Here is a 13,114-nt window from a genome sequence, read left to right as displayed (position 1 = left end):
CGTTACATCAAGTCATCATTAATAACCATATAGCTTTTCGACGAAATCATCTTAGAATGGGGGAAATCGGAAAGTAAACTCTTTATTACTTTTGTAATAAAATTACGACAATGTTAAGGATTTGTTGTGCGCACAGCTTTTTATATTTCAGATGGTACCGCCATTACAGCAGAGGTGTTTGGCCACGCCCTGCTGTCTTTGTTCCCTGTTGAATTCAATCACAATACCATTCCTTTTGTTGAAACTGAGGAAGAAGCCAACAAGGTTTTGGACAAAATATCTGAAAGTTTTCAAGACACAGGAGAAAGGCCGCTCGTTTTTTATACAATTGTGAATGTAGATGTTCGCAAGATAATTTCAAAATCGGTAGGTATTAACTACAATTTCCTCGATCAATTCGTGGCGCCGCTGGAAAAAGTGCTTGGTGTGCCCTCAAAACCCGAAAAACATCGCACTCACAGCATTCATGAAACCACGTATGACATTCGTATTGAGGCGGTTAACTATGCCTTAGCCAACGATGACGGTTCTAACCTGAAAGATTACGACGAAGCCGACATTATTTTAGTAGGCGTCTCGCGCTCGGGTAAAACGCCCACCAGCTTATACTTAGCCCTGCAGTTTGGTATTAAGGCGGCAAACTACCCCTTTACCGAAGATGACATGGGCGACATGCTTAAATTGCCTACGGCGCTTCGCCGCTACAAAGACAAACTTTTTGGGCTCACTATTCAGCCAGAACGACTACATCAAATTCGCTCTGAGCGAAAAGCAAATAGCCGCTATGCGTCATTACAGCAATGCAGAATGGAGCTACGAGAAGTTGAGAACTTGTACCGAAAAGAAAAAATTCCGTTCTTAAACAGTACCAAATATTCAATAGAAGAGATTTCAGCGAAAATATTGGCGGAGACAGGGTTAAAACGAAGAAAGTATTAACCAACCACAAAGTACATAGATGCCAGCCAAATCTTTGGCTGGCCTATTTACCGCTAATTTAAAAACACGCTAATTTATAAACAAGTTCCTAATCGAGTATCAGCTTGTGCATTTAACACGGGCTAAATTAGAGGTGTTTAGCGTCCATCAGTGTTTGCACTGCCTTGGGCAAAAGTTTACGTGTTTTCGCGGTAATAGCCGCGTCGTTCTTTTGCCATTTTATACCTAGGTAAATCACAAACAACCCCAAAAACGTTAACGCAATAGGGAAAAACCAGCTATCGGCGAACACTTCTGCTGCCAAATAGCCTACGTATCCTGTACACCCAATAGCCCCAAATACAACAAACACTCTTCTAATTAAGAGTACGCCGATAAATATCATCACGAAATTAATGAGAAAGTAGAAGAATTTCGAAAGCTCGCTGTCAGAATGTTGAGAAGATAACCCTCCCCAAAACGCAATAACGCCAAATAAGTATATCCAAAATGCGTAATCGGCTTTGTTTGCTGTGCGTACATCTACCCAAAACCCGAGCGCTATCATAAGAAGACCTGTGTACATAGAAACTATTGTTCTAAGTTCCCAGCTGTATTCCCCGTCTGACAACATCACCGAGACATCCATGGTTAAATACCATAGCGTAACCGCAATAGGCATGACTAAAAATGGATATTTATACTTCCAAGCAATGACAACACCCACCGCCAACGTACTTAGCTCCATATACAACCAGTGCCAATGAATGTACCTGTGATAGTCGCGGTAAACGGTATCGTCAGGCCAAACGCCTAAAGCCTGCTGAACACCAAAAACTGCCAACGGGGTTAGCACAACAACAAAGGTAGCGCATAGGCCCGCCGGCACAAACAATCCTTTCACCTTAAAAACGTTAGCTAACTTAATTCCCACAGCTGCATAGAATAAGCTGATGAAAACAATACCGATTCCGCCAAAAGATACCCAGCCTAGGTTCATAAACAGTGTCATTGCGCCAATGGCAATTAAGCCACCAAGGTAATACAACACATGGGTGAAATCGAACTTGGCAGTGGCACTCGTTTGCTGATTCAAAAACGCGATCAACTGTTCAGACTGCTCAGATGAAAGAATATTGGCGCTTACTGCGTCTTTAAGATGTTGCTTGGTGACGTTCAATCTGCACTCCTTGGCAGTGTGTTACCGCAAAGTCATTTTTCTAAATAACATGACGCCCATAAACAGTAAGCAAAAAATCTGAAGTGAGCCGCCACTGTAGCCTTCTCTATGTTCTACTTTCGCAATCTTTTCTTCTTTTACTCTGGTTTTAAATCGAGCAAGTTCAGCATCTAAGTTTGTAGACATATCGTCAACGGCTATACCAAACCCTTCTAAAGATTTTTCGGCCAACGTATCGTCAATACCTACAGCGGTGGTACGCTTCTCAAGCTTACTTACACCTGGCGCTCTGAACAGCATCTTTTTACTTTTGATATCGAAAACTGCAGTATCCACAAAGGTCTGTACCGTGTTTTCATTCCCTGGAATAACGTACATTCCTACAATGGTCCAATACAATAACGCCGCGTTATTTTCGAGTGACTGAGTAACTTGGTCGTAAGACACTAACGCCATTACATCAACATCATATAACCTTCCTACTTGCTCTAACGTTGAAAAACCTTCTCCCCCGCTTAAGTACTCACTAGGAATGATTTCAATGCGATCGATATACTCGTACTGAAGGAAAGACTGCTTAACATTTTCTAGAAGCTCGACTTGGTCTTTACCATGCAGGCCATCTCGGCGCCAATTGCTTGAAGGAACAAACGCAAGTCCCACCTTTACCGGTAATTGTAGCGTGGGAATTTCAGGCTGGTGCTTAACCCGGCTTTCTTCATCGGGGTAAAGGAAATCCATTAAACTGCTAGATTGAGCTTGTTTACCTGTGTTGTTACTAACTATTGCACTGCATGCTGCGAGTGAAAAGAGTGCCGTGAGTAACATTGCCCCAGACATGGTTTTTAATATTCTTGTTGTCATCGACAATCCTTTTTTACTGCTATTGAAAGGTTACGAAATTGAATGGTATTTATCGTTTAAGGCGTTAACCGTAATACTTCAAATTACCCAAAATTTATATTTATTACTATATAAGGCACTAGATAGCCATAATGTGGCTTTGTGTAGGTATGAGCGCAGGCCTAGTTTACACATCAACGTTGTATTTTAAATCTGACGCTTCATCGCCGGTAATACCACGAAAACCCCATTGGTATTTTTCTTGTTCTTTAATCGTTATCTCAATGTCTACCGTGATAATACCCAATTGAGACTCGATTGCTTTAAAAAGCCCTTTAATCAGTGCTTTTTGGGTGTCGGGCTTGCGCCCTTTCATCAAGTTAATTTCAATAACGGTATAGCTATCTGTTCTGCCACCAGGATAGAAAAAGTTTTCTTTGGTAAGCGGAATAAAACGATGAGCGCGTTTGTCTTCCGGCATACCCAAAACAGATTGCATACAACGGTGGATTACATCAGACAACTGTTTTTTAATTGGGTTTAAGTGCTTATCAATTCCATAAATCACTACCATAACGTTTTCCTTTATAAATTATGTTCAACGCGCGTAAAGAGAAAGTACTAAAGCTTTTTGTTCTGAATTTTTTTGAGTAAATTCGCATGACGGGTTTTATAAGCGCCGTTTTCAACATTTTCAGCCGTACTTTTCTTTATCGCGAGCGCTCTCATTTCTAGTGCTTTTTGTAAATCTCCACTAGCTTCAAACCCATCGGCTAAGCTGTCGTAGGCATCCGCCTTATAAGGGTAACTGTCGACATTGCTTTGAAATATCGCAATAGCCGATGAATAGTCTTTTTCAGATAATGCTTTGTATCCCACACTGTTAATGGCGCGATAACTGGGCTTAATATCATAACCGTACATTTCAGACTGTGCTTTATAAAACTGCTTAATTGCTGGCATTCCGCCACTTAACACTTCTTTTGATGGCTGCAGCGACGTGTAAAGATTTTGGTAAGCCAACGAATGCCCAGCAAGCGCGGTGGTATTGTGGCTTTCTGAGGTATCTAAATCTGTGTTGTAACTAAAACCTTTTCGCTTATGTGCGTTTAGCAATTCGTTGTAGCGCTGGTAAGCGCTCAGCATATTACCGCCTTCGCTGCCCATATTGATATACAAATAATTGTTCAATTCAGAAGTATCGGAAAAGAAGGTTTCGGCGTCGTCAAAGATAACCTGTTCTTGCCACCATAAACTTGGGCTGAAGGCAAAGTGAGCTTGGAACAAATGGGGTCTAGACTGTAAGGCATACACCGACAATAGCCCACCTAACGAATGCCCTGATATTACTTTGTAGTTGTTGGCGCGATAGTTTTCGTTAATGTATGGCACGAGCTCTTTCTCGATAAAATCTAGGAAGTTATCGGCACCACCTGATATACCCCACTCGTTATAATTCTCATCATAGGTTGGGGTGAAGTCTCTTGTGCGATGGGTATTTGCGATACCAACTACTATCATTTCTTGCGCCATATTCGATTGATTGAGCAAGTCTAGAGTACCTACTGCATGGCTGAAATTTCGTTGACCATCAAGTAAATAAAGTACGGGATAATGTAGCTTATTCGGCCGGTGATAATTATTGGGTAAGTGTATGAACAACTCACGCTCTTCATCGAGTATTTCAGAATGAATATTTAGGTGCGTAGTTTCCCCACGTACTTTTGAGTACGAGTGTGAAGGCACCAAAATAAGTAAAAATACTGCAATCGTAATGACCGATCTGAACACAACATATTCCTTTATTTTTTTAGTTTTAGTCCGTGGTTAACTTTTAATCTTACCCGCTCAATGCCCACAAGAAAAGGGCACGTTATTTACCTCAAAATAGCATTGATGAAATGTTGACCTTGTTCGCTAAAAAGCCAAATAAACGCAAAGGAATTTAGCGTCACCGTAGCCCAATAAACTCGCTTAAATGAAACTTTAGCCGACTTGTGCCTTAATCTTCGTTGGGCAAGATACGCCCCAGGCCAACCACCAAGTAAACTTAAAAGATGAAGACGAGTTTCTGGTACACGCCATTTTCCTTTGCGAGCGGCCGACTTATCAAACGCATACATGGCAAACGTTATCGTGCTGATAGTAATGTAAAGGTATACCACTTCTACAGGTAATAAATTGAGAAAAGCCGCTGCTATTAAGGCGGTGCAAAAGATAAGAGTGATAAGTACGCCGAATTTGCTTACAGCCATCTTCGAACCGTTTTCCTATATTCTGTATAGCTGGCGCCAAATTTATCCGTTAGAAATGCCTCTTCGGGTATTATCTGGTACTTATTCATGTACCACACAAAAAGCAGAATAAAGACAACATTAACTGGGTTGGCCGTGTAAAGCCCAATACCCACCAAACACAACAACATACCTAGATACATGGGGTTCCTACTGTACTGATACACACCTGAAGTCACCAAGCTAACAACACGTTCGGTTTTGATAGGATGTACCGAGGTTTTGTGTTTTTTGAACGAAACGACACCTATAACCGCTATTCCAACACCCAACAATAGAAATAGAATTAGCGTCTCAAACTTGTATTGATATTCAACACTCACATTCCGGGCGACTTTAGTCGTCACCACCATAAAAAAGGCTGACAGTAAAAAGACGGCTACGGGCGGGATTTTTTGCTCAAGTTTCATCGAAACTGACCGGTTCAACACCTTTATTTTTAGGTCGAATAACAACAGTGCCAGCCATTTTGTCATGCCATCCTTGCTTTTTGGTATCCCATAAAACCCATAGAAAGCCTAAGCCTAGGGGTAATAGAGAAACGTAATACCCTATATAGCGAATTACAGACTGGCGTATTGTGGGCGCACTTCCCGTTTTAGCATCAACGACTTTTACTTTAAGCACCATTTTGCCTGGGGTGGCCGATTTATATACCCAAAATAATATTGTGGCAATTAACGGTAGAACGTAGCTAATTAAGACATCAACTATACCTACAACAGAGTCCCCAGCGGTCCAATATCCCTTGCCATAAATTAGATGCAGTAGTGGGAAAGTAATCGCTAATAAAAGTAATGTATCAATAATTGATGCGCCAAATCTAATCCCAAAACCTGCATACACATGCTCTTCTTCGTATGCTGTTTTATATTCAGCGCCAGTATCTGAGAGGCCTGTACTACTCATTTATATCTCCATTTTCAATCAATCAGCTGCGCTTAGGTACGATATTGGATTTAAATAATACGCCTTCTTAGCACCTTGAGTCGATTCATCAGCCAACCAAAAATAAGGAAATAACGAAACAATACTATAATGCAGATGAGGCGCTTTACCTTGGGCATTGCCTGTTGAACCAACCGTACCGATTTTGGTCCCCTTGGAAACAAGGGTAATACCGTCAATTTCTATTGAATCAAGATGTGCATAATAATGCAGCCGCCACTTAGGCCCTAAGGCAAGTATGATATTGCCACCTTTTGGCTTTTGACCTTGATAGATAATAAGTTGATGCGTGGATGACAGCACCGACGTGCCCTTTTGAGCAAAGATATCGATACCTTTGTGGACCCCTGAAGTGCCCCAGGGTTCATACCAAAAAGTGTCTTTGTTCCAATCAGCGGGACTGGCGTTATCTACGGGAATAGTTCGCGGTTCTGGTATAACAAAGCCAAGTAGTACAACGACGCATAGCCCCAACAAAATCCATCTCATCATTAAACCTTATGAACCACGACATGCCATTAATTCACTTACAATAGCACTAATGATGCTGAACATAACGGCATCGTTAGAAGCTTATTCCCGAAGATTCTATTTCTTTTTGCGCTTTTTTTACTGCCAAAATAATAGTCTCTCGTTTTTTCCACGATTTCAAACGGGCAGGAAAACGACTAAGCCAATGGTTATTTGGCCCCAAACTCCGACCTCGTTGCTCGGTAAGTGCCGTCCTCTCCCACACATTTATGAACCCAGTAGCTGATAGGTGTTGTGGGGCGTTGAGGGCTATACTTAAACTTCCATTTACTCATAGTCGCACACTCGGCTCTGTTAACAATCGAAAAATGCTGAGTTAGTTTTTACCGCAGCACTTCTTAAATTTAAGGTCACTACCGCAGTGACACGGATCGTTGCGGCCAATCTTGGGCGCCGAACGGGTTAATCAATCATTACCTGCTGCCGTGTAAGAAAACACTAATTTACAGTTGATATGCTTTAGCATCTTGTTGACCGAGGAAGGCACATCAATAATGTCAGTATCTTTGCCACTAAATACCGATAGAAAAATATCACAATCTGCAATATTAATTTGTTGGCGCTCGAAAAAAATCATTAAAGGGTCGAAGATATCTTCGGTTAGTGGGATCACTCCAACGTAACAACTTTTACTATCAACATACTTGAAAGATGAGCGTGGAACTTCTCTTTCTAATGTGTGAGCTTGCAATTTATTAAGCTTTAGCAATCTAAAGCTGACATCAAAATTCATTTAAATCCCTGAGATAGCAATTTTAAACAGAAAATAAAAGAAGCCAGTGAAAAGTAAAATACTCACAACAACAATTGCGGTAAGCGTCTTAGACCTTAACATTGAATCAATTAAACCAACTTCTGTTTGCATTCTAACGAAATCTAAGCCATCCGTAGACTCTTTAAGCCTTGATTTATTTTTGTATTTATCCATAACATTCTCTTTTATACGACTTTGCGTACATGAAGTAAGGTATTCATTGAATACAATATAGGCTTGATACTTACCATATAGTACCGATGAAATTAGTACCGATGAAATTAGTACCGATGAAATTAGTACCGATGAAATTAGTACCGATGAAATTTTTTCATTAGCGGTTTGTTCATAAGGCTGCCTCTCGAAAGATAGACATTGCCTTAACCGGCCTCACGTTAAGCTATATATTGCTTCCAGTATTAATTTTATTTTACAAAACCCACAAGCCACTCCAAAATATAACGCTAAAATATATGTACTTCCCAATACATAAAAACAACAACGACAAGAGCAAACTTATGTTTTCAACTAAACGCACTATCGTCGCAGCACTCGTTAGCATTACGCTAATAGGTTGCGGTGAAGCTACTACCAAAACTGAAACCACACCTGCGGCCCCTACCGCGCAAGATGCGCAAGAATTCCTTATTAATGCGCAAAACGACATTAGTAAAATGCAGGTGCCAGCCGCACATGCCGAGTGGAGTTACGCCACTAACATCAATTTTGATACCGCCGCGGTAAGTGCCTATTTTAATGAAGTGCTGTCTACCAAAGTAGCGGTATTAGCTAAAGAAGCGGCTAAATTTAACGATGTTGAAGTAGATGAAGATACCCGTCGTCAACTCAATTTGCTCAAAAACGGGCTTACCATGCCACCTCCGTCAGATCCGGCGAAAGCAGAGCAACTTGCTAAAATTGGTTCTGAGCTTAGTGCAATGTATGGTTCTGGCCAGTACTGCATGGAAGATGGCACCTGTAAAAGCTTGGTAGAAATGAGTAGTGAAATGGCGACTATTCGCGATGCCGACACCTTACTAGAGTACTGGAAAGGTTGGCGTGAAGTGTCAGTACCTATGAAGCCGCTTTATGAACAACAGGTCAATTTGGCCAACGAAGGCGCTGCTGAATTAGGCTTTCAAAACGTTAGCGAACTATGGCGCGGTAAATACGATATGCCAGCCGACGATTTTCCGAAAGAGCTTGATAGATTGTGGGGGCAAGTTGCGCCTTTCTATGAATCGTTACACTGTCACGTTCGTGCTAAGTTAGGTGAGCATTATGGTGAAGAATTGGTTCCGCAAGACCAACCTATTCCAGCGCACTTGTTGGGCAATATGTGGGCGCAAACCTGGGGCAATGTTTACGATATCGTGAAACCTGAACAAGAAATGTCAGTACCCGACGTTACCTCATCACTTGTTGCGCAGGGCTATGATGAAATAAAGATGGTGAAACAGGCTGAATCTTTCTTTTCTTCACTGGGCTTTGCGCCGCTGCCTGATACGTTTTGGGAACGTTCTATGTTCCAAAAACCTGAAGGTCGGGACGTACAGTGTCACGCTTCAGCATGGGACCTAGACGATAAAGACGATTTGCGTATTAAGATGTGTATCCAAAAAACGGGGGAAGAGTTCAACGTTATTCATCATGAACTGGGTCACAACTATTATCAGCGCGCTTACAAAGACCAGCCTTTGCTGTATCGCGGTTCAGCTAACGATGGCTTCCATGAAGCGATTGGCGACACCATTGCCTTGTCGATTACCCCTAAGTACCTTAAAGAAATTGGTTTGATTGACGAGATTCCAGATGCATCTAACGACATAGGCATGCTAATGCAGGTAGCGCTAGATAAAATTGCCTTTATTCCATTTGGTTTGATGGTCGATCAATGGCGCTGGAAAGTAATGGCTGGTGAAGTTTCACCTGAGCAATACAATACACTTTGGTGGGAATTAAGAGAAAAATACCAAGGCGTAAAAGCACCGATAGACAGACCTGCTGATGCGTTTGACCCAGGCGCTAAATATCATGTTCCTGCTAACGTGCCCTACACGCGCTATTTCTTAGCACATATTTTGCAATTTCAATTCCATAAAGCGTTATGTGATATTGCAGGTGATGAAGGTCCACTTAATCGCTGCTCTATTTACAACAGTGAAGAAGCGGGTACAGCACTAAACGCCATGCTTGAAATGGGCATGAGCCAGCCATGGCAAAATGCGTTAGAAACCCTTACTGGTTCACCTGAAATGGATGCAAGTACCATTGCTGACTACTTTGCACCCTTAAAAACCTGGTTAGATGAGCAAAATGCTACCCGTCAGTGTGGCTGGTAATTTTTAGCCAACTAAATGATTTAATAGTAGAACCTCGATAATCGGGGTTCTTTTTTATCTGCACTTATATCTTGTACTTGCAAAATTAATACTTATGTCCCATTTTTACTAGCTTAACCCTAGTATATCGTAACGCTTGATTCCTTCTTCCCGAGCGTATTTATGAAGTTTGTAGTGGTAAGATTTCTGGTTACCGCCACTATGCTATTCCCTATTATTTTTTCCTTTGCGGCCACATCTCGTGCCGCAGACTTTCCTATGCCCGTGTTTAAAAGTTTTTCAATCGAAGAAGGCCTATCGCAGGTATCGGTTTTAGATATTGCGGAAGATAAAAACGGTTATATTTGGCTGGCGACACAGTCGGGGCTCGACAGGTTTGATGGAAACGAATTTAAGCATTTCGGTAAATGGCAGAAAGATAAGTCTGATGGGCTCAACACTGTTACTACCTTTCAAATAGAATCTTCGTTAGACAAAGAATACTTATGGATTGGTTCTATTGCTGGTGTAAGCAAGTTTCATATCGAAACGGCAACGTTCGAACACTTCCCTATTTCGGTTTCCAGCGAAATAAAAGCCGGCTCAATCAAACGCATAAAAATCGATAAGAGTGGTAACGTTTGGGTTATTAGTGGCCGTGCGCTTTATCGCTTTTCAACGCTTTTAAATAAACTGGTTCAAATTGCTGTTCTAGAGAACGTGACCAGTACACTCACCGACATCGTTATTGATAGAAATAGTCATGTTTGGCTTAGTTCTACATCAGGGTTATACAAGCTTAATTCAGCGTTTAATACCTTAGAGCTTCAACAACTGGCGGGCAAAAAATTAACGTTGATGGCACTCGCTGCTGACGAAAGCTTGTGGATTGGCACCGGCGCTAACGGTCTTTGCCGGTACCCCTTATTCACGAACAACGATTTTTCCGCGTCTACCTGTTTTGATGAAATTAACGGCCTTTCATCTAATGATGTGCTGAATGTTTTATTTCAGCGTAATGGTAATATTTGGGTTGCTACGAGTAGCGGCGTGGATATTATTCCCGCTAAAGAAGCATCAGAGATTGTGTCATTATCGGTTTCTCGATCGAATCTCGCGAATAATTACATTACATCGCTATATCAAACAGACGCGGGCACAGTTGTGGCGGGGTCGCGCGATAATGGTTTTTCTATTTACCACCCTGTACTGGCCAACTTTTCAACCAGTGCTGTTATTAGTAATAATATTTCTGGCATTGCTACCCACACAGATAGTTCCTTATGGCTTGCTACACATGACAACCTTTGGCATTACAATTATCAATCTGGCAAGGTTAACGGGCCCTATACTTCGAAGATTAAGTCTGAAGGTCAGGTATCTTCAAACAAGCTACTAACCGTGCATTACGATAAACCGTCAGACTCGGTTTGGCTATCTACTCGCGCGGGGCTAGCGAAACTTAATACCGCCACTGAAAAATTGGATTTAGTGGCATTGGAGGGTAAGGCAGGTTATACCCTTAACGTGGATGCCGATGGTGACGTTTGGTATGGCGGTTATAGCGATGGCGTTTTTGTGTATCGCCCTTCCGAGAACCGGGTGATTCGACAATGGCCAATCTCACTCACCACTCGTATCATATTTGAAGATAATGAAAGTGCATGGCTGGCAAGCATATCGGGCTTATATTTTGCCAATAAATTTACGGGTGAAATTCGCAATATTGGTGAAAATAGCACGAATTTCCCTGACGGCGCGGTGGTGACGTGGGTTTCTCGGTCTATTCGTGGCGGCTATTGGGTTGGCACGCAGGCGAACGGTATCTATTTTATGGTGGTTGAGGATAACGATGAGCCCACCGTGTCGTTTACCCAGATAGAAGCAGACAGTTACTTAAGTAACCTCTCAATTGGCGCAATTATTGAAGATCAAGAAAATGCGCTCTGGATTTCTACAACCGTCGGCATCGCCCATATTGATTCTACCCTATCGTCGGTTTCATATTTTGGGGCCCAAAATGGTGTCATCGAATCTGGCTACTACATAGGCTCCGCCGTAAAAACCCATGACGACACTATATTTATGGGGAGCCCACAGGGACTCACTCGCTTCAAGCCCACTGATATTAAACAGCAGCCTTGGTCGCCCAAGGTCAATATCTCGCATATAGAAATTATTGATGAGCATAGTAAAGGAGCTGAAAACCTTTTCCCAAGTACCAATGTGGATGAATTAGTACTCAATTCCGACAATGTCTCATTTTCTGTCGAATTCGCCGCGCTCGATTTTACTCGCGCAAACGAGGTGAGTTATGCCTACCTATTATCAGGGTTTGATAATAGGTGGCGGTTTACGGACCATCGCCGCCGCGGGGTGACCTACACCAATTTAGATCCCGGGAATTACACACTTACTATTCGAGCGATGAACAAAGAAAAAGTATGGAGCCCAAATGAGGCCAAGCTCCAAATCAGTATTGTTCCACCATGGTGGGAAAAACCCGTATGGCGAAGTGCCATTTTTGCATCCGCTTTTCTGCTTTTAACGCTACTTGTGTGGTGGCGTATTCAAACGCTTAAAAATCGCTCGGTTGCGCTTGCAAAAATGGTAGAAGAAAAAACCAAAGATCTTGAAGACGTGGTAGAAAAATTAACGCTGATATCAAGCCAAGACCCGTTAACCGGGCTGAAAAATAGGCGCTACTTTACCAGCCGAGCTCACGAGGCTTGGGACAGTTACGAGCGTTATGCACAAGCCTTTTCGTTACTTATCGTGGATATCGATTGGTTTAAACAAATTAACGACACTTACGGTCACCATGTAGGCGATCTTGTACTAGTTAAGGTGGCAGAACTGTTGCGTACGAATTTGAGAAATTCCGACGTTATTTGTCGTTGGGGTGGCGAAGAGTTTCTCATTCTACTGCCCCAGCTTAACGTCCGTGAATGCTATTGGGTAGGCGAAAAATTAAGAAAATCGGTAGAGAAAGCGTCTTTTCACTGTGAAGGGTATGATGTGAATGTGACTATCACCGCGGGAATTGCAGACATTCGTGAAAGCGATAGTGTAGAGCAATGCATACACGCTGCTGATAAAAAACTCTACAAAGGTAAAGCTGATGGGCGCAATGCCGTTGTGAAATAGCCTTATGTGAACCTGCTGCTTAAGCCCCTATTTTTTACAAACTATGCTAACCACCGTGCTCCCTAGTTAATCAATTAATGCCTTTTTGTCAATTAGCGCACCATGATGAAACTCATCGTACGGTGTGATCGAAATCCCCTCCCACGCTTATGAATAACCATATTCAATCATGGAGGTA

General features: G+C 42.1%; 13 protein-coding genes. 3 read left to right on the top strand and 10 right to left on the bottom strand.

All coding sequences use genetic code 11. The features are described 5' to 3' along the window. The first annotated feature begins 126 nt into the window (after window positions 1–126). Window positions 127–939, top strand: coding sequence for a pyruvate, water dikinase regulatory protein (locus J5X92_RS06190; RefSeq protein ID WP_063458448.1), 813 nt, complete (start codon window positions 127–129; stop codon window positions 937–939). A gap of 127 nt (window positions 940–1,066) precedes the next feature. Here the strand turns inward: J5X92_RS06190 and J5X92_RS06185 are convergent, their stop codons facing one another. The 10 genes from J5X92_RS06185 to J5X92_RS06135 form a co-directional block, all read right to left on the bottom strand. Next, entirely contained in the window at window positions 1,067–2,098 is a 1,032-nt protein-coding gene (locus tag J5X92_RS06185) for a DUF2157 domain-containing protein (RefSeq protein ID WP_208805104.1), read from the bottom strand. A gap of 21 nt (window positions 2,099–2,119) precedes the next feature. Beyond that, window positions 2,120–2,962, bottom strand: coding sequence for a rhombotarget lipoprotein (gene rhlP, locus J5X92_RS06180; protein ID WP_208805102.1), 843 nt, complete (start codon window positions 2,960–2,962; stop codon window positions 2,120–2,122). Window positions 2,963–3,128: 166 nt separating this feature from the next. Next, the gene (locus tag J5X92_RS06175) at window positions 3,129–3,515 is read right to left on the bottom strand and encodes a tautomerase family protein (protein ID WP_208805100.1); all 387 of its coding nucleotides are present in this window, start codon (window positions 3,513–3,515) and stop codon (window positions 3,129–3,131) included. 47 nt (window positions 3,516–3,562) lie between these two features. Then, window positions 3,563–4,732, bottom strand: coding sequence for an alpha/beta hydrolase-fold protein (locus J5X92_RS06170; protein ID WP_208805098.1), 1,170 nt, complete (start codon window positions 4,730–4,732; stop codon window positions 3,563–3,565). Window positions 4,733–4,818: 86 nt separating this feature from the next. Next, window positions 4,819–5,196: a DUF1294 domain-containing protein gene (locus J5X92_RS06165; protein ID WP_013784441.1), complete on the bottom strand. Its 378-nt coding sequence runs from the start codon at window positions 5,194–5,196 to the stop codon at window positions 4,819–4,821. Then, the gene (locus J5X92_RS06160; protein WP_013784442.1) at window positions 5,187–5,645 is read right to left on the bottom strand and encodes an isoprenylcysteine carboxylmethyltransferase family protein; all 459 of its coding nucleotides are present in this window, start codon (window positions 5,643–5,645) and stop codon (window positions 5,187–5,189) included. Before J5X92_RS06160 ends, J5X92_RS06165 begins: the two co-directional genes overlap by 10 nt. Further along, the gene (locus J5X92_RS06155) at window positions 5,635–6,144 is read right to left on the bottom strand and encodes an RDD family protein (protein WP_013784443.1); all 510 of its coding nucleotides are present in this window, start codon (window positions 6,142–6,144) and stop codon (window positions 5,635–5,637) included. Before J5X92_RS06155 ends, J5X92_RS06160 begins: the two co-directional genes overlap by 11 nt. 18 nt (window positions 6,145–6,162) lie before the next feature. Further along, window positions 6,163–6,672, bottom strand: coding sequence for a M23 family metallopeptidase (locus tag J5X92_RS06150; RefSeq protein WP_013784444.1), 510 nt, complete (start codon window positions 6,670–6,672; stop codon window positions 6,163–6,165). A gap of 448 nt (window positions 6,673–7,120) precedes the next feature. Continuing rightward, a complete protein-coding gene (locus J5X92_RS06140; RefSeq protein ID WP_013784445.1) occupies window positions 7,121–7,447 on the bottom strand; it encodes a hypothetical protein in 327 nt (108 codons plus the stop codon). Continuing rightward, a complete protein-coding gene (locus tag J5X92_RS06135) occupies window positions 7,448–7,642 on the bottom strand; it encodes a hypothetical protein (RefSeq protein ID WP_013784446.1) in 195 nt (64 codons plus the stop codon). 344 nt (window positions 7,643–7,986) lie between these two features. On the opposite strand from J5X92_RS06135, the gene J5X92_RS06125 reads away from it, so the two are divergent. Continuing rightward, window positions 7,987–9,810 (top strand): M2 family metallopeptidase, encoded by a 1,824-nt coding sequence (locus J5X92_RS06125; protein WP_013784447.1) that lies wholly within the window; start codon window positions 7,987–7,989, stop codon window positions 9,808–9,810. Window positions 9,811–9,972: 162 nt separating this feature from the next. Beyond that, window positions 9,973–12,936, top strand: a complete 2,964-nt coding sequence (locus J5X92_RS06120; protein WP_208805096.1) for a ligand-binding sensor domain-containing diguanylate cyclase — start codon at window positions 9,973–9,975, stop codon at window positions 12,934–12,936. The last annotated feature ends 178 nt before the right edge of the window (window positions 12,937–13,114 follow it).

The sequence above is a fragment of the Alteromonas sp. K632G genome (assembly GCF_017653625.1).
GTDB classification, from domain to species: domain Bacteria; phylum Pseudomonadota; class Gammaproteobacteria; order Enterobacterales; family Alteromonadaceae; genus Alteromonas; species Alteromonas naphthalenivorans.
Note: the sequence above shows the minus strand (reverse complement) of the source record. Positions and strands in the feature narration are given on the sequence as shown.